This is a genomic window from Burkholderia sp. JKS000303 (assembly GCF_002563755.1).
Taxonomy (GTDB): Bacteria; Pseudomonadota; Gammaproteobacteria; order Burkholderiales; family Burkholderiaceae; genus Burkholderia; species Burkholderia anthina_B.
The window spans coordinates 133,195-150,666 of sequence record NZ_PDBZ01000005.1 but is presented as its reverse complement, the minus strand read 5'-3'; the positions used below and the strand labels follow the sequence as shown (position 1 = coordinate 150,666).

Sequence of the window (17,472 nt, the reverse complement as noted above, 5' to 3'; positions counted from 1 at the left end):
GGCTCACCGAGCCGCATCGCCCCTGTTCGACGCCAAATTGAAGAACCTGATTGTCACCCTCGATCGCGCCGGCGAGTTCGACGAGATCATCGACGTGCGTACGCCGCTCGAGTTCGCCGAGGACCATATTCCCGGCGCATTGAACGCGCCCGTGCTCAGCAACGAGGAGCGCGTGATCGTCGGTACGATGTACCGGCAGGTATCGCCGTACGAAGCGACGCGCGTCGGCGCGGCGATGGTCGCGCGCAACATCGCGCGCCATCTCGACACCACGTTCGCCGACCGTCCGCGCAACTGGCGGCCGCTGATCTACTGCTGGCGCGGCGGCAAGCGCTCGGGCTCGATGACGAACTGGTTCAACCTGATCGGCTGGCAGGCGCGCCAGCTCGACGGCGGCTACAAGGCTTACCGCCAGTCGGTATGCGCGACGCTCGACACGCTGCCGACGCGCTTTCGCTACATCGCGCTCGTCGGTCATACGGGCTGCGGCAAGACGCGACTGCTGAACGCGCTGGGCGACGTGGGGGCGCAGACGCTCGATCTCGAGGCGCTCGCCTGTCATCGCGGCTCGCTGCTCGGCGCGCTGCCGGGCAAACCGCAGCCGTCGCAAAAGGGGTTCGATTCGGGACTCGTCGAGACACTCGGGCGTTTCGACCCCGCATGGCCGGTGTTCGTCGAATCGGAAAGCCGCAGGATCGGGCTCGTGCATCTGCCGATCGCGCTGATCGACGCGTTTCATGCCGGGCCGTGGGTGCAGGTCGACGCGGCGCACGACGAGCGCATCGCGTTCCTCCTTGAAGACTATGCCCATCTGTTCGACGCGCCGGTCGCGTTCAAGGCGCAGCTCCAGCGGCTGATCGGCCTGCACAGCCGCGACCAGGTGACGCACTGGGATGCGTTGATCGATGCCGACGCGCGGGCCGACCTGTTCACAGAACTGATCGACAAGCATTACGATCCCGCCTATGCGCGCACCTACCGTGCAACGTACAACAAGCCGAACCGGGCGCTGACGTTCACGTTCCAGCCGAATGCGGCCGACGTGCGTGATCAGGCGCGCACGCTGCTGGCCCGGCTCGCGCAAGCGGGGCTGCCGGCGTCGGCCGCGCTGGCGGCAGGCATGGCATCCACAACCGACAAAGACCAATCGATTACCACACGATGACGACCACACGCACCCAACCCAGTCCGGCGCTCGGCTGGATGACCTTCCTGCTGATCGCGGTCGCAGGGCTGTTCTACGTGAAATGGTTTCCGTACTACAACAAGGCGTTCGTTGCCGCCGAGCATCATTCGATCGGCCAGTCGATCCTGATGGGCACGTCGGCGACGGCACCCGAGCCGTCGTTGAAGGCGGCGCTCGACTACGCATGGGCGTACGGCAAGGCGATCTGGCAGGCGATGGTGCTTGGCCTGCTGCTCGGTTCGGCCGTGCAGGCGCTGCTGCCCGCGCACTGGGTCGCGCGCATGCTCGGCCGCACCGGCTTCGGCAGCGTCGCCGCAGGCGGCCTGCTGTCGCTGCCGGGCATGATGTGCACGTGCTGCGCGGCGCCGGTCGTCGCGGGCCTGCGCGCGCGGCACGCGTCGCCGGGCGGCGCGGTCGCGTTCTGGCTCGGCAACACGGTGCTGAATCCGGCCGCGCTGGTGTTCATGGGATTCGTGCTCGGCTGGCACTGGAGCGCGCTGCGGCTGGTGCTCGGCCTCGCGATGGTGTTCGGGATCGGCTATCTGCTGAACCGGATCACGCGTCCGGAAGACCGCGGCATCGACGACACACAGCTGGCTGCGCTGGTGGCCGAGCAGGCCGCGGCGGGCAATCCGTTCGTGCGCTGGGTGAAGCTGTTCGCGCGCATGGCCGTGCGGCTCATCCCCGAATACATCGTGCTCGTGCTGCTGCTCGGCGCGGCGCGCGCGTGGCTGTTCCCGCATATCGGTCCGGACATCGGCAACCATCTCGGCTGGATCATCGCGTTCGCGGTGGCGGGCACGTTGTTCGTGATCCCGACGGCCGGCGAGGTGCCGATCATCCAGGCGATGCTGTCGCTCGGCATGGGCGTCGGCCCGGCCGCCGCGCTGCTGATGACGCTGCCGCCGATCAGCGTGCCGTCGCTCGCGATGCTCGCGCGCTCGTTCAAGCCGTCCATGCTGGCGATCGTCACGGGCCTCGTCATCGTGTTCGGGATTGCGAGCGGGCTGCTCGCGATCGCGTTCGGGTTCTGACGGACGCGCGGACGGGACGGTAATTCGGCGCGCCATCCCGGCCAGCCGGCTCGCGTGGGCGGTCGGCAAGCCGGGGGCGAGATGCCCGGCCACCGGCGTCGAAGGGGGCGTGATGGCGCACCGACGTACGCGCAGGCTGCTTCCGCCACGCGCCAGTCATATTCATCCGGCGTCGCCGCTTCATGCGTGCGGCGCCCTTTACAAGAAGCAAACAGGAAAACGCATGACCCAACCGAAGATTCATCCTCGACTCGAAAAGGCGCTGACGCGCGGCGATCTCGCGATCCGCCAGGCCAATTCCGCGCGGGCGACTGCCGTGCTGAACGCGCTCGGCACGATGATCATCGAAGCCTCTGCCACGATCGGCGTCGACGCGAGCATCGACATTCCGCAGGGCGATCGCATTTATGACCCGGTCAACGGCCTGTGGCCGCAGAAGATGCTGGTGTCGTTCGACGGCCCGGTCGACGAAGCCGAAGCGGAAGAACTGCGCGCGGTCTATCTGGTTGCCGACGATCCGGGTACGCAGTTTCGCGTCGAATGGCATCGTGCGGACGGCAAGCTCGGTCGCCAGGAAGGCGGCCCGCTCGCGACCGTCGCATTCCTGACCGACGTCGAAATTCCGTGGAGCGACGACGACGAGTAAGGTCGTCGCCACGTCGTATCGAGCCGGCGCGATGCGCGCCGGCCGTCAGCGCATCATCCGCCGCCGGAACAGCCACGCGGAGACCACGAATCCGCCCACTGCGTAGCCGGCCAGCACCGCGACGTGCAGGCCGATGTCGGTCGCCGGCCGGCCGAGCATCGCGGGCCGGATCAGCTCGACCGCGTTCGCGAGCGGCAGCGCATATGCGGCGTGCTGCGCGACCGGTGGCAACTGCGTGATCGGGAAGAACACGCCCGACAGCAGCAGCATCGGCGTCAGCACGAGCGTCTGATAGAACATGAAGAAATCGTAGGACGGTGCGAGCGACGTGACGATCATCGCGGTGCTGGCGAAAGCGAGGCCGGCGAGCACGATCACGGGCAGCGCCGCAAGCATCGACGGAAACTGCGCATAGCCGAGCAGCCCCGCGACGATCATGATCGCGATGCCCGACAGCATCGCCTTGCTCGCGCCCCAGACGATTTCACCGAGCACGATGTCGCCCAGCGCGAGCGGCGTGTGCATGATCGCTTCCCACGTGCGCTGCACGTGCATCCGCGAGAAGCCCGAATACATCGACTCGAAGCTCGCGGACATCATCACGCTCGACCCGACCGTGCCGGCCGCGAGGAACGCGATATACGACACGCCGTCGACGTGGCCGAGCATCAGGCCGAGCCCGAACCCCAGCCCGAACAGGTAGATCATCGGATCGGCGAGATTGCCGAACATCGACGCCAGCGCCAGCTTGCGCCACACGAGATAGTTGCGCCGCCACACGGCGATCCAGTTGGTCGCGTTCGCGGGCAGCGCGATCGCGAAGCGCGACTCGCGCGGCGGTGCGGACGGCGCGGTGGCGGAATAGTTGCGTACGTCCATGATCGATCAGTCCTGCATTTCGCGGCCCGTGAGCCGCAGGAACACGTCTTCCAGATTGGCCGGACGATGCAGATAGCGCAACCCCGGGCGACCCTTGAGTCGCGCGCTGAGCGGTTCCGGGTCGGTCACGTAGCAGAACAGCGTTTCGCCGCTGATCTCGGTGTGCTTCGCGAACGACGCCAGCTCGTCGCGTAGCGCGACCGGATCCGGCCCGTAGATCTCGATCACGTCGCAGCCGATTTCCGACTCGATCAGCGCGTGCGGCGCGCCTTCGGCGATCTTGCGGCCTTCCTCGATCACGCACAGCCGATCGCACAGGCGTTCGGCTTCCTCCATGAAGTGCGTGGTGATCAGGATCGTCTTGCCGCGCGCAAGCAGCGAGCGCAACCGCTCCCACATCAGGTGCCGCGCCTGGGGATCGAGGCCGGTGGTCGGCTCGTCGAGCACCAGCACGTCGGGATCGTTGACCAGCGCGCGGGCGAGCGTCAGGCGGCGTTTCATCCCGCCCGACAGTTCGCCGACCTTCGCATCGGCCTTGTTTTCCAGCTTCGCGAATTCGAGCAGCGGCGGTACGAGTGCGCGCGCGGCCTGCGCCGATATCCCGAAATAGCGGCTGAACACGAGCAGGTTTTCGCGAACCGTGAAGTCGGGGTCGAGATTGTCGAACTGCGGGACGACGCCGACGCGGTGGCGCGCATGCCGCGCGCGCGACGGAACCGGTTCGCCGCACAGCGAAATGGAGCCTGCGTCGGGATAGGCGAGGCCGAGCAGCATCTTCAGCGTCGTGGTCTTGCCGGCGCCGTTCGGCCCGAGCAGGCCGTAGCATTCGCCCGCCTCGACGTGAAAGGACAGACCGTTGACGACGAGCTTGTCGCCATAGCGTTTTTCGACGTTCCGGATATCGATCGGTGCAACGGACATGGGCAATTTGTCGTTGTAAGCGGGCGCGGTGCGTGTCGCTGCCGGCCGGTGCGTGTGCCGGCATGCGAACGGATCGGGCGAATGTGTGTCACACGGGCATGACCGAAGCGAACGCGTGCCGGCGGCACGAACGGGCCATTCTAGTGCATCGGCTGCGTCTCTTCAGGGCATGCCGCGCGCGGCACGGCGATTGCATGCACGGATCGTGCACTGCATCATCGCCGACCCGCCATGCGGGGCGAATCAGCGTTTTCCATCCCTTGCGTCTGGAATTGCGGCGCACCATGATGAAAGCATCGGTACGTATTCGCGATAGGGAGGCTTCATGGCTTGCTACAACAAGATTCTGCTGTGCTACGACGGCACGCGCGAAGGGCGCAAGGCATTGCGATGTGGCGCTAATCTCGCGCTGGACCTGAAGGCGGAAACGCATTTGCTGTCGGTCGTCGACATGCGCTCGAGCATCGCCCAGAGCGCGGGTCTGTTGACCGATGTCGCATGCGGTCGTTTCGAGGAAACGGCTCGCGAGATCCTGCAGGAAGGCGTGAACTGGCTGCGCGAGCGCGGCGTTCAGGCCGAAGGCCATTTCGCGTTCGGTTATCCGATCGACGAAATCGCGAATCTCGCAACGGAATTGCAGGCGGATCTCGTCGTTGTCGGCCATCGATGCCGCAGCGGGTTGTCGAGATGGTGGATGGGGTCGGGCAACACGCAACTGCTCGATCGCGTGAACTGCAGCATTCTGGTGGCGTGTTCGTCGGCCGAAGAGCAAAAGGCCGAGATGGCGCGCGAGCGCGAAGCGGCGACCACGAACGGCAAGTGACGCAGTGACGGCGTGACCGACTGACTCGACCCGAGATTCACGTCGGTCACGCGCAGTGCCGTATCAGCGGCATGCGTAGCGATTGCGACCGATTACCCGTGCAGGTCGATCGCGGACAGCTTCCACGAGAACAGACCGAAGCGGTGGAAGATCGCCGCATAGCGCGTGCCGTCGCCGCTGCGCTGGTAGGTCACGACAAATTCATCGATATTCCGGTAGCCGGCGCTCGTTTGCTGCGGATGGCCTGCGTCGCTCGCGCTGGCCGGTGCGGACGACGGTGTCGGTGCCGACGCAACCGTGGGCGCGGCGTTACTGCCCGGTGCGGGGGCGCTTGCCGGCGCGGCCGGTTCATTGCCGGCAGTCGTACCCGGCGGCGGGCCAGACCATTCCGGCGGGCGTTCGCCCGGATTGCCGCGCGGCGGTATGCCGCTCATCAACGCTGCCACCCCCTCAGGCGTCGCATACGCATCGACCAGCGGGCCGATCAATGCGGATCCGATCAATGCCCCGATCACCGCGAACGGATTGTTCTTCTTGACCGAGTCGATCCGGCGCATCAATTCGTCCGTGACCTGCTGCTTCAGGCTGATGCGCAGGGACGGGAAATCGACATATTCACTGACCGCCTGCGCATCGCGTGCGTCGATCGCCGATTTCAGACGACCGAGCGCGACGTACGGCGATGCGTACGCGTAGCCGATCGCCGCAATGACGACGACGGCCAGTGCAACGATCAGCAGGGGTTTGAGCCGCGACGTGCGGCCCGATGATTCAGTCACGATGACTCCGGTGCGGACAGGTTCCGCAATCAGAGACCGCCTTGCTGGGCCGATCGTTCCTCTGCGATGCAGCGATCGATCATCCGGCACACGGCGTCGATCGTGCCGACCATGATCAGGCGCGACCGGCCGTGATACACGCGCACGGGTGCGCGGCGCGCCGGCTCGGCGTGATTCAGGCCGGCGTTCAGCGACACTCGCGCGAATGCGGGCAGCGCTGACGGCAGCAGCGACGCCTGCCGTTCAACTGCGACTTCTTGGCTCACCACGGGCGCTGCGGCGGACAGCGGCGCGCAGGGCGTGCGGCCGCGCAGGTGACGCAGGCGACCGAATTGACGGAAAGGCAGCAGACGGGCAAGGCGTTCCATGATGTTCTCCTCAGCGAGACCGATTGTCAGAGTTCGCCCGAGCGGATCAGCCCGACGGCGATGCCTTCCAGCGCAAACTCCGCGCTGCCGGCCTTGACGAAGATGTTTTCGTAATCCGGGTTCTCCGCGATCAACTCGAGGCCGCCGGGCCGGCGCATCAGGCGCTTGACCGTGACGTCGTCGCCCAGGCGCGCAACGATGATCTGGCCGTCCTTCGCTTCGGTGCGCTTCTGCACCGCGAGCAAATCGCCATCGAGAATGCCGGCGTCGCGCATCGACAGGCCGCGCACCTTCAGCAGGTAGTCCGGCTTGCTGGTGAACAGCGCGGGATCGCATGCGTAATGCTGCGAGATATGTTCCTGCGCGAGGATCGGGCTACCGGCCGCGACGCGGCCGACGAGCGGCAGCGACAGTTGCATCAGGCCGGCATGCGGCAGCGTGAACTGGTGCGGCGAGTCGTCGAGGCCGAGCAGGCGGATGCCGCGCGATGCGCCGGCGGCCAGCTCGATCACGCCCTTGCGCGCCAGCGCACGCAGGTGTTCCTCGGCTGCATTCGGCGAGCTGAAACCCAGTTCGGCCGCGATCTCGGCGCGCGTGGGCGGGAATCCGGAGCGCTCGATCGCGCGGCGGATCAAGTCGAACACTTGCTGCTGACGGGCAGTGAGTTTGGTCATGGCTTAACTGTATGGATAGACAGTGAGCTGTATTTTTATACAGTACTTCGCGAATTTCAAGTGTTACTTGAGATTCGACGCGATCACGCCGATTCCGGCGCGATGTCGCGACGTCCGGACGCCGGTTCGTCTGCCGCAACCGTCCATCCAGTATGCGTTAGCACTTTTGAGTATTAAAAAATGAAGAACGATTATTTTTAATCATGTAACCCGTTCGCTAGACTGGCCCGACATCGCAATACCGACAACACTGGAGAACCAAGAATGGCGAAGCGCAATACGGGGCTGGTGGGCGGAGTAGGCCGCCTGATCGCAACACTCGCGCTGGGCGCGGCGGCGGCGCTGGGTGTCGCGACGCATGCCCAGGCCGATACGACGTTCCTGAACGTGTCGTACGACCCGACGCGCGAGCTGTATCAGGACTTCAACCAGGCGTTCGGCAAGGAGTGGAAGGCGAAGACGGGCGAGACGGTCAACTTCAAGCAGTCGCACGGCGGCTCGGGCGCGCAGGCGCGCTCGGTGCTCGACGGGTTGCAGGCCGACGTCGTCACGCTGGCGCTCGCATACGACATCGACGCGCTCGCGAACAAGGGCCTCGTCAACAAGGACTGGCAAAAGCGCCTGCCGGACAACGCGTCGCCGTACACGTCGACGATCGTGTTCCTGGTGCGCAAGGGCAACCCGAAGGGGATCAAGGACTGGGACGACCTGACCAAGCCGGGCATCTCGATCGTCACGCCGAACCCGAAGACGTCGGGCGGCGCACGCTGGAACTACCTCGCCGCATGGGCGTATGCCGTGCACAAGCCGGGCGGCAACGAGCAGACCGCGAAGGAATTCGTGACGAAGCTCTACAAGAACGCCGGCGTGCTCGATTCGGGCGCGCGCGGCGCGACGACGAGCTTCGTGCAGCGCGGGATCGGCGACGTGCTGATCGCGTGGGAGAACGAGGCGTTCCTGTCGATCAAGGAATTCGGCACCGACAAGTTCGAGATCGTCGTGCCGTCGGTGAGCATCCTGGCCGAGCCGCCCGTCGCGGTGGTGGACAAGGTGGTCGACAAGAAGGGCACGCGCAAGCTGGCCGAGGCCTACCTGAACTTCCTGTACAGCCCGCAGGGCCAGGAGATCGCGGCACGCAACTACTACCGTCCGCGCTCGAAGAACGTGCCGGCGGAGCTGACGAAGCAGTTCCCGAAGCTGAAGCTGTACACGGTCGACGATACCTTCGGCGGCTGGACGAATGCGCAGAAGACGCATTTCGCGGATGGCGGCGTGTTCGATTCGATCTACAAGCCGCAGTAACGCCACGCAACGAACCATAACGACAGCGGCGCGCCACGACAGCGCGCCGCATCCCCGACGCACATGCCGGCGCGACTCCCCGCGCCGGCATGTGCGTCGGGCCCGTGAGCAGCATCGACCCAGCAAGAGCATCCGATGACGACGTACACCTTTCGCAAGCCGAGCGCGCTGCCCGGTTTCGGCGTGACGCTCGGCATCACGGTGGCCTATTTGAGCCTCGTGGTGCTGATCCCGCTCGCCGCCACGTTCCTGAAGACCGCGACGCTGTCGTGGGACCAGTTCGTCACCGCCGTCACGTCGCCGCGCGTGCTCGCGTCGTACCGGCTGACGTTCACCTCCGCCCTGGGCGGTGCCTTGATCAACGCCGTGTTCGGCTTTCTCGTCGCGTGGGTGCTGGTGCGCTACACGTTCCCGTTCAAGCGCGTCGTCGACGCGATCGTCGACCTGCCGTTCGCGCTGCCGACGTCGGTCGCCGGCATCTCGCTAGCGGCCGTCTATGCGACCAACGGCTGGGTCGGCCAGTATCTCGCGCCGTTGGGCATCAAGATCGCGTTCACGCCGGCCGGCGTGCTGGTCGCGCTGACCTTCATCGGGCTGCCGTTCGTCGTGCGCACCGTGCAGCCGGTGCTCGAGGATTTCGAGCGCGAGCAGGAAGAGGCGGCCGCGTGCCTCGGCGCATCGCGCTGGCTCACGTTCCGTCGCGTCGTGCTGCCGGCCGTGCTGCCCGCGCTGCTCACCGGCTTCGCGCTCGCATTCGCGCGCGCGCTCGGCGAATACGGATCGGTGATCTTCATCGCCGGCAACGTGCCGATGAAATCCGAAATCACGTCGCTGCTCATCATCACGAAGCTCGAGCAGTACGACTACGCGGGCGCCACCGCGCTGGCGGTCGTGATGCTGGTCGTGTCGTTCCTGATGCTGCTGTTGATCAACACGCTGCAGTGGTATCTGCAGCGACGCACGAGCAAGGGGGCGAGCGGCCCCGCGCCGACGACCGTCACCGTTGCCGCAGCAGGAGGCCAGTAATGAGCCGGGAGTCCACCGTCGTGTTGAATAATCCGTCCGCCTCGCGTGCGCGCGCCGCGAAACAGATCGACCCCGTCAGCGAGTCGCGCGTCGTGCGCTGGCTGCTGATCGGCGTCGCGCTGGCGTTCCTCGCATTCTTCCTCGTCGTGCCGCTCGCCGCGGTGTTCTTCGAGGCATTGCGCAAGGGCGTCGGCTTCTATTTCGAATCGCTCGCGGATCCGGATGCGTGGTCGGCGATCAAGCTGACGCTGACCGTCGCCGTGATCGCGGTGCCGCTGAACCTTGTGTTCGGCGTGTGCGCGTCGTGGGCGATCGCGAAATTCGAATTCCGCGGCAAGGCGCTGCTCACCACGCTGATCGACCTGCCGTTCTCGGTGTCGCCGGTGATCTCGGGCCTCGTGTACGTGCTGCTGTTCGGCGCGCAGGGCTGGTTCGGCCCGTGGCTGCAGGATCACGACGTGCAGATCATCTTCGCGGTGCCGGGCATCGTGCTCGCGACGATCTTCGTCACGTTCCCGTTCGTCGCGCGCGAGCTGATTCCGCTGATGCAGGCGCAGGGCACCGACGAGGAAGAGGCCGCACGCGTGCTCGGCGCGTCAGGCTGGCAGATCTTCCGCCGCGTGACGCTGCCGAACGTGAAGTGGGGCCTGCTGTACGGCGTGATCCTGTGCAACGCGCGCGCAATGGGCGAGTTCGGTGCGGTGTCGGTCGTGTCCGGCCACATCCGCGGCGTGACCGACACGATGCCGCTGCACGTCGAGATCCTGTACAACGAATACAACTTCGCGGCGGCGTTCGCGGTGGCGTCGGTGCTGGCGCTGCTCGCACTCGTCACGCTCGCGCTGAAGCTGCTCGCCGAACGTCACCTCGCCGCCGAACTGGCCGGCGCACGCGATGACGTTCCCGCTCATGCCGGCCCCGTCGCCGCCATTTCGTCGAAATCGTAAAGAGGCAACCAGAATGGGTATCACTGTCCGTCACCTTCAAAAGCGCTTCGGCGATTTCACCGCCCTCGACAACGTGTCGCTCGACTTCCCGCCGGGCGAGCTCGTCGCACTGCTCGGGCCGTCCGGTTGCGGCAAGACCACGCTGCTGCGCGTGATCGCGGGCCTCGAGCACGCGGACGCCGGCCAGGTCGTGCTGCAAGGGCTCGACGTCGCGTCGGTCGGCGCGCGCGAGCGCCAGGTCGGCTTCGTGTTCCAGCACTACGCGCTGTTCCGCCACATGACGGTATTCGAGAACGTCGCGTTCGGGCTGCGCGTGAAGCCGCGTCGCGAGCGGCCGTCGGAAGCCGTGATCCGCGAGAAAGTGCACGAACTGCTGAAGCTCGTGCAACTCGACTGGCTTGCGCAGCGCTATCCGTCCGAGCTGTCGGGCGGCCAGCGCCAGCGGATCGCACTGGCCCGCGCGCTCGCGGTCGAGCCGAAGGTGCTGCTGCTCGACGAGCCGTTCGGCGCGCTCGACGCGAAGGTGCGCAAGGAACTGCGCGGCTGGCTGCGGCGCCTGCACGACGACCTGCACATTTCGACGATCTTCGTCACGCACGACCAGGAGGAAGCGCTCGAAGTGGCCGACCGGATCGTCGTGCTGAACCGCGGTCACGTGGAGCAGGTCGGCAGCCCGCAGGACGTCTACGATCATCCGCAAAGCGCGTTCGTCTACGAGTTCCTCGGCGCGGCGAACCGGCTGCCGGGCACGGTCGCCGGGCGCGGCTTCGTCGCGGAAGGTGCGGCGGCGCCGATCGCGGTCGACGCGGATTTCGCGGGCCCCGCGAACGCCTACGTGCGGCCGCACGACCTGCAGCTCTGGCCGGTCGGCGACGGACATCGTGACGGCATCGCAGTGGACGTGCGCCGCGTGATTCCGCTCGGCGGCTCGGTGCGGGTCGAACTCGAAGCGCGCGCAGGCGGCGCGCTCGAAGCCGAACTCGATCGCGACGCGTGGCGTGCGCTCGCGTTGCAGGTCGGCGACGGCGCGACGGCGGTACCGCGCGCGGTGCGCGTATTTCCCGCACACTGACGCCCGAACCAGTTAAAGAGAAGAGAGCGGATACCGCTCCGAATCGACATTCGAACAACGACAGCCTAAGAGGCATACCCATGAATTTTCAGCAATTGCGTTTCGTGCGCGAAGCCGTGCGTCAGAACATGAACCTGACGGAAGTCGCGAACGTGCTGTATACGTCGCAGTCGGGCGTGTCGAAGCAGATCAAGGATCTGGAGGACGAACTGGGCGTCGACATCTTCATTCGGCGCGGCAAGCGCCTCACCGGGCTCACGGAACCCGGCAAGGCCGTGCACCAGCTGATCGAGCGGATGCTGCTCGACGCCGAGAACCTGCGCCGCGTCGCGCGTCAGTTCGCGGACCAGGACAGCGGCCACCTCGTCGTCGCGACGACCCACACGCAGGCGCGCTACGCATTGCCGAAGGTGATCCGGCAGTTCACCGACGTGTTTCCGAAGGTGCATCTCGCGCTGCGCCAGGGCAGCCCGCAGCAGATCGCGCAGATGATCCTGAACGGCGAGGCCGATCTCGGCATCTCGACCGAGGCGCTCGACCGCTATCCGGACATCGTCACGTTCCCGTGCTATTCGTGGCACCACACGGTCGTCGTGCCGAAGGGGCATCCGCTCGTCGGCCGCGAGAACCTGACGCTCGAGGAAATTTCCGAGTACCCGATCATCACGTACGACCAGGACTTCACGGGCCGCTCGCACATCGACCAGGCGTTCACGCAGGCCGGCGCGGTGCCGGACGTGGTGCTGACCGCGATCGACGCCGACGTGATCAAGACCTACGTCGAGCTCGGGATGGGGATCGGCGTGGTGGCCGCGATGGCCTTCGATCCGCAGCGCGACACGGGCCTGGTCGCCCTCGACACGCAGCATCTGTTCGAGGCGAGCACGACGCGCGTCGGGCTGCGCAAGGGCGCGTTCCTGCGCGCGTACGCGTACCGGCTGATCGAGATGTTCGCGCCGCATCTGAACGAAGCGGAAATCGCGGGGCTGCTGCGCGAAGCGGTCTGATTGCGGGAGCGAGATGTCGGCGGCGCGGCATGCGCGTGCCGGATGTGTTCCAGGGGCGCGCCATGACGACGGATTTGACGGCGTCGTGGCGCGTCGGCGCGTTGGGCTCTCGGTTGCGCCTGCCGCACCCGATCCGGTTCACGTCAAGCGAGGTCTTTCAAGCGTTTGCCGATTAACAGAAAAACAAGACGGCACGTTCGAACGCCTCGCATCGACCCTGTCGCATGCGGCATTTTTACGAAGATATGATTTAATTCGCCGCAATACCGGGCGGCCGGCGCCGCAGGCTGCACGGCCTTCGTCGGCGCGCATCGCATCACGACGCGCGTCGCGCACGACACAGGGCGGAACAATGAATCTGAAATGGTTTCTCTTTTCCTTCGAAGGCCGGATCGGGCGTTTGCCGTGGTGGATTTACGCGCTCGCCTATGCCGCGCTCAGCGCGCTCTTCGATGCGAAGCAGCGCGGCTCGTCGGCCGAGGATCTGCCGCTGCTGGTGCTGCTCGTTTTTTTCGCGATTGCCGTCGTCTCGATATGGTCGTCGATCGCGGTCGGCGTGAAGCGCCTGCACGACATCGACAAGTCGGGCTGGTGGATGCTGCGGATCTTCGTGCCGATCGTCGGCGCAATCGCGCTGTTCGTGATGAACGGTTTCATCGCCGGCACGCCGCACGCGAACCGCTTCGGCGAGCCGCCGTCGGACGATCGCGACGAAGCGGCGCCGCAGGGTCCGGCGTGATGCACGGCAACCGGCGCATGCGTTGCCGTCGCCCCACGACGCCTGCGGTGGGGCGCTCCGAATAAACCCTAAATATTGATCAGACGGGTTGCGCGTCGAACCGAAACGGTACAGCATAGCCCTCACTCTGCCGGCGTCCCGCCGGCGGTGGCGCGTCAATGACAGCACGCGTCAGGCAGTCGGCCGTCTGCCTTGCTTCCATTCCGTGGTACCGACAAGCAGCATCGATGGCCAATATCCGGGAAATGTGGCGCAAACGTTTGCTCACATTAAAACAACAGTCAAACAACCATCCGGCCCGTCGGGCCAGTCGCCAGGAGATGTGTATGAATGTCCTCTTTCGCCGTCGCTTCCTGACCGCCGCGCTTGCCGCCGTCGCGGTCGCTGCCGCACCGGCCGTTCACGCGCAAGCAGCGGCCAAGCCGAAGGTCGCGCTCGTGATGAAGTCGCTCGCCAACGAGTTCTTCCTCACGATGGAAAACGGCGCGAAGGAATACCAGAAGCACAACGCCAGCCAGTTCGACCTGATCACGAACGGCATCAAGGACGAAACCGACACCGCGAACCAGATCCGCATCGTCGAGCAGATGATCGTCTCGAAGGTCGACGCGATCGTGCTTGCGCCGGCCGATTCGAAGGCGCTCGTGCCGGTCGTGAAGAAGGCGGTCGACGCGGGCATCATCGTCGTGAACATCGACAACCGGCTCGACCCGGACGTGCTGAAGTCGAAGAACCTGAACGTGCCGTTCGTCGGCCCGGACAACCGCAAGGGCGCACGCAAGATCGGCGACTACCTCGCGAAGCGGCTGAAGGCGGGCGACCAGGTCGGCATCATCGAAGGCGTGTCGACGACGACCAACGCGCAGCAGCGCACGGCCGGCTTCCAGGACGCGATGAAGGCGGGCGGGATGAAGGTCGTGTCGGTGCAGTCGGGCGAATGGGAAATCGACAAGGGCAATGCGGTTGCGTCGGCGATGCTCAACGAATACCCGAACCTGCGCGCGCTGCTGTGCGGCAACGACAACATGGCGATCGGCGCCGTGTCGGCCGTGCGCGCGGCAGGCAAGCAGGGCAAGGTGTTCGTGGTCGGCTACGACAACATCAACGCGATCAAGCCGATGCTGAAGGACGGCCGTGTGCTCGCGACCGCCGACCAGTACGCGGCGAAGCAGGCGGTGTTCGGCATCGACACGGCGCTCAAGGCGATCGCCGAGCATCGCAAGCAGGCCGACTTGTCCGGTGTGGTCGAGACGCCGGTGGATCTCGTGACGAAGTAACGCCGCTGCCGGTCGCGGCCGCCGCCCTCAAGTATTCGGGCCGGCGGCCGTTATCCGGAGTGAGCGCGATCACGGCCACTGCATGCACATGCACTTGTGAGCGTCATACCCGCGCGCCGCGTGCGCGCGGCCGCAACCAGGATCGCGATGGAACCGACCTTCCAACCCTCCCGTTCAGCCGTTCCCGTGCTGTCCGTCTCCGGTGTGGGCAAAACCTATGCCGAACCGGTGCTCGCCGACGTCACGCTGACGCTCGCGTCCGGCGAAGCGCTCGCGCTGACGGGCGAGAACGGCGCGGGCAAGAGCACGCTGTCGAAGATCATCGGCGGGCTCGTCGATCCGACGACCGGCACGATGCAGCTCGGCGGCCAGGCCTATGCGCCGGCGAGCCGCACGCAGGCCGAGGCGCTCGGCGTGCGCATGGTGATGCAGGAGCTGAACCTGCTGCCGACGCTGACGGTCGCCGAAAACCTGTTCCTGAACCGCTTGCCGCGCCGCTTCGGCATCATCGACCGCGCGCGGCTGCGCGAGGACGCGCGCGCCGCGATGGCGCAGGTCGGCCTCGACGCGGTCGATCCCGATACGCCGGTCGGCGCGCTCGGCATCGGCCACCAGCAGATGGTCGAGATCGCGCGCAACCTGATCGGCGACTGCCGCGTGCTGATCCTCGACGAGCCGACCGCGATGCTGACCGCACGCGAGGTCGAACTGCTGTTCGAGCAGATCGACCGGCTCAAGGCGCGCGGCGTGGCGATCGTCTACATCTCGCATCGACTCGAGGAACTCGCGCGCGTGGCCGAGCGCGTCGCGGTGTTGCGCGATGGCCGGCTGGTGCACGTCGGCGCCATGGCCGAGACGACGTCCGACGGGCTCGTCACGCTGATGGTCGGGCGCGAGATCGGCGAACACATTGATCTCGGCGCACGCCATATCGGCGCGCCGCGACTCGTCGTGTCGGGCATGACGCGCGGCACGGCCGTGCAGGACGTGTCGCTCGAGGTGCGCTCGGGTGAAATCTTCGGGATCTCCGGGCTGATCGGCGCGGGGCGCACCGAATTACTGCGGCTGATCTACGGCGCGGATACGCCGGACGCCGGGATGATCGCGGTCGGCGATCCGCTGAAGCCCGCGCGCATCAGCTCGCCGGTCGACGCGGTGAAGCACGGCATCGCGCTGATCACCGAGGATCGCAAGGGCGAAGGGCTGTTGCTGTCGCAGTCGGTCACGTCGAACGTGTCGCTGGGGCAGCTCGACCAGCTCGCGCGCGGCGGTGTCGTCGATACGGCGCGCGAGACGGCGCTGGCCGAGCAGCAGATCGACGCGCTGCGGATTCGCACCCACAGCGCCGCGCAGGCGGTCGGCGAACTGTCGGGCGGCAACCAGCAGAAAGTCGTGATCGGCCGCTGGCTCGCGCGCGACATGGGCGTGCTGCTGTTCGACGAACCCACGCGCGGCATCGACGTCGGCGCCAAATTCGAGATCTATACGCTGATGGGCGCGCTCGCGCGCGAGGGCCGCGCGCTGGTGGTCGTCTCGAGCGACCTGCGCGAACTGATGCTGATCTGCGACCGGATCGGCGTGATGTCGGCCGGCCGCATGACCGCCGTGTTCGAGCGCGGCAACTGGACCCAGGATGCGCTGCTGGCCGCGGCGTTCGCCGGCTTCGGCCGCGAAGCGCTGCCGGACGGCGCGCGGCAGCCGGATGCGCAGGCCGCGCCGCGCGCGGCTTCCGGCACACCGAGCGGCACTTCGACGACAGGACGACAGCAATGACCCAGCCTCCCGTATCCCCGACCGATGCAGGCGCCCAGCAGACCCGTCGTGCCCGCGCGCTGTCCGGCACGCGGCTCGGCGTGTCGAACTATCTCGGGCTCGCCGGCGCGCTCGTCGCGATGATCGCGCTGTTCTCGACACTGAGCTCGCATTTCCTGACCTACGATACGTTCAGTACGATCGCGAACCAGATTCCCGATCTCGTCGTGATGTCGGTCGGGATGACCTTCGTGCTGATCATCGCCGGGATCGACCTGTCGGTCGGCTCGGTGCTCGCGCTGGCCGCGTCGATGGTCAGCGTGGCCGCGTTGAAATGGCAATGGGGGCCGTTTCCAGCGGCGCTGAGCGGGATCGCGATCGCGACCGTCACCGGCTCGCTGACGGGGGCGATCACGGTCGGCTGGCGGATTCCGTCGTTCATCGTGTCGCTCGGTGTGCTGGAGGCGGCGCGCGGCGTCGCGTACCAGCTGACGAATTCGCGCACCGCGTACATCGGCGACGCGTTCGATTTCCTGTCGAACCCGATCGCGCTCGGCATCTCGCCGGCGTTCCTGATCGCGGTCGCGGTGATGATCGCGGCACAGTTCGTGCTCACGCGTACGGTGTTCGGGCGTTACCTGGTCGGGATCGGCACGAACGAGGAGGCGGTAAGACTTGCCGGGGTTAACCCGCGGCCGTATAAAATCCTCGTATTCGCATTGATGGGCGCGCTCGCGGGACTCGCGTCGCTGTTCCAGATTTCGCGGCTCGAGGCCGCCGACCCGAATGCGGGCGTCGGCCTCGAACTGCAGGTGATCGCAGCCGTCGTGATCGGCGGCACGAGCCTGATGGGCGGGCGCGGCTCGGTGATCAGCACGTTCTTCGGCGTGTTGATCATCTCCGTGCTGGCTGCCGGGCTTGCGCAGATCGGCGCGAACGAGCCGACCAAACGAATCATCACCGGGGCGGTGATCGTGGTGGCGGTCGTGCTCGATACGTATCGCAGCCGGCGCACGCGCGCGCGGTAGAACTACATAGCA

Annotated in this window: 18 protein-coding genes; 13 read left to right on the top strand and 5 right to left on the bottom strand. The window is 66.3% G+C overall.

The window, feature by feature from the left end:
* The first annotated feature begins 37 nt into the window (after window positions 1–37).
* From mnmH to BX604_RS37050, 3 genes are all read left to right on the top strand, one after another.
* Window positions 38–1,165: a tRNA 2-selenouridine(34) synthase MnmH gene (gene mnmH / locus BX604_RS37060; protein ID WP_098556884.1), complete on the top strand. Its 1,128-nt coding sequence runs from the start codon at window positions 38–40 to the stop codon at window positions 1,163–1,165.
* Window positions 1,162–2,220: a permease gene (locus BX604_RS37055; protein WP_098556882.1), complete on the top strand. Its 1,059-nt coding sequence runs from the start codon at window positions 1,162–1,164 to the stop codon at window positions 2,218–2,220. The genes mnmH and BX604_RS37055 overlap by 4 nt, the downstream gene beginning before the upstream one ends.
* A gap of 223 nt (window positions 2,221–2,443) precedes the next feature.
* Window positions 2,444–2,866, top strand: coding sequence for a hypothetical protein (locus BX604_RS37050; protein ID WP_175802820.1), 423 nt, complete (start codon window positions 2,444–2,446; stop codon window positions 2,864–2,866).
* Window positions 2,867–2,911: 45 nt separating this feature from the next.
* Here BX604_RS37050 and BX604_RS37045 read toward each other — a convergent pair whose 3' ends face one another.
* The gene (locus BX604_RS37045) at window positions 2,912–3,745 is read right to left on the bottom strand and encodes an ABC transporter permease (protein WP_098556880.1); all 834 of its coding nucleotides are present in this window, start codon (window positions 3,743–3,745) and stop codon (window positions 2,912–2,914) included.
* 6 nt (window positions 3,746–3,751) lie between these two features.
* The gene (gene nodI, locus BX604_RS37040) at window positions 3,752–4,666 is read right to left on the bottom strand and encodes a nodulation factor ABC transporter ATP-binding protein NodI (RefSeq protein ID WP_098556878.1); all 915 of its coding nucleotides are present in this window, start codon (window positions 4,664–4,666) and stop codon (window positions 3,752–3,754) included.
* A 325-nt stretch (window positions 4,667–4,991) separates the two neighbouring features.
* Between nodI and BX604_RS37030 the strand changes: the two genes are divergently transcribed.
* Window positions 4,992–5,489, top strand: a complete 498-nt coding sequence (locus tag BX604_RS37030) for a universal stress protein (protein WP_098556873.1) — start codon at window positions 4,992–4,994, stop codon at window positions 5,487–5,489.
* Between the two features lie 92 nt (window positions 5,490–5,581).
* On the opposite strand, the gene BX604_RS37025 is transcribed toward BX604_RS37030, so the two are convergent.
* Genes BX604_RS37025 through lexA form a run of 3 tightly spaced genes read right to left on the bottom strand, consistent with a single transcriptional unit; the run spans window position 5,582 to window position 7,310 of the window.
* The gene (locus tag BX604_RS37025) at window positions 5,582–6,268 is read right to left on the bottom strand and encodes a DUF2939 domain-containing protein (protein WP_098556871.1); all 687 of its coding nucleotides are present in this window, start codon (window positions 6,266–6,268) and stop codon (window positions 5,582–5,584) included.
* 29 nt (window positions 6,269–6,297) lie between these two features.
* Window positions 6,298–6,636, bottom strand: coding sequence for a hypothetical protein (locus BX604_RS37020; protein ID WP_098556869.1), 339 nt, complete (start codon window positions 6,634–6,636; stop codon window positions 6,298–6,300).
* Between the two features lie 26 nt (window positions 6,637–6,662).
* Window positions 6,663–7,310: a transcriptional repressor LexA gene (gene lexA, locus BX604_RS37015; protein ID WP_096505428.1), complete on the bottom strand. Its 648-nt coding sequence runs from the start codon at window positions 7,308–7,310 to the stop codon at window positions 6,663–6,665.
* 264 nt (window positions 7,311–7,574) lie between these two features.
* Between lexA and BX604_RS37010 the strand changes: the two genes are divergently transcribed.
* The 9 genes from BX604_RS37010 to BX604_RS36970 all read left to right on the top strand — a co-directional run bounded on the left by BX604_RS37010 (window position 7,575) and on the right by BX604_RS36970 (window position 17,460).
* Entirely contained in the window at window positions 7,575–8,612 is a 1,038-nt protein-coding gene (locus tag BX604_RS37010; protein ID WP_098556867.1) for a sulfate ABC transporter substrate-binding protein, read from the top strand.
* Window positions 8,613–8,747: 135 nt separating this feature from the next.
* Window positions 8,748–9,638, top strand: a complete 891-nt coding sequence (gene cysT, locus BX604_RS37005) for a sulfate ABC transporter permease subunit CysT (protein WP_098556865.1) — start codon at window positions 8,748–8,750, stop codon at window positions 9,636–9,638.
* A complete protein-coding gene (gene cysW / locus BX604_RS37000; protein WP_098556863.1) occupies window positions 9,638–10,585 on the top strand; it encodes a sulfate ABC transporter permease subunit CysW in 948 nt (315 codons plus the stop codon). The genes cysT and cysW overlap by 1 nt, the downstream gene beginning before the upstream one ends.
* A gap of 13 nt (window positions 10,586–10,598) precedes the next feature.
* Window positions 10,599–11,657: a sulfate/molybdate ABC transporter ATP-binding protein gene (locus tag BX604_RS36995; protein ID WP_098556861.1), complete on the top strand. Its 1,059-nt coding sequence runs from the start codon at window positions 10,599–10,601 to the stop codon at window positions 11,655–11,657.
* A gap of 80 nt (window positions 11,658–11,737) precedes the next feature.
* Entirely contained in the window at window positions 11,738–12,664 is a 927-nt protein-coding gene (locus tag BX604_RS36990; RefSeq protein WP_098556859.1) for a CysB family HTH-type transcriptional regulator, read from the top strand.
* 13 nt (window positions 12,665–12,677) lie between these two features.
* Window positions 12,678–13,403 (top strand): DUF805 domain-containing protein, encoded by a 726-nt coding sequence (locus tag BX604_RS36985; RefSeq protein WP_098556857.1) that lies wholly within the window; start codon window positions 12,678–12,680, stop codon window positions 13,401–13,403.
* Window positions 13,404–13,729: 326 nt separating this feature from the next.
* Entirely contained in the window at window positions 13,730–14,680 is a 951-nt protein-coding gene (locus tag BX604_RS36980; protein ID WP_098556855.1) for a sugar ABC transporter substrate-binding protein, read from the top strand.
* Between the two features lie 147 nt (window positions 14,681–14,827).
* A complete protein-coding gene (locus BX604_RS36975) occupies window positions 14,828–16,453 on the top strand; it encodes a sugar ABC transporter ATP-binding protein (protein ID WP_098556852.1) in 1,626 nt (541 codons plus the stop codon).
* The gene (locus BX604_RS36970) at window positions 16,450–17,460 is read left to right on the top strand and encodes an ABC transporter permease (protein WP_098556849.1); all 1,011 of its coding nucleotides are present in this window, start codon (window positions 16,450–16,452) and stop codon (window positions 17,458–17,460) included. The genes BX604_RS36975 and BX604_RS36970 overlap by 4 nt, the downstream gene beginning before the upstream one ends.
* Window positions 17,461–17,472: the final 12 nt, after the last annotated feature.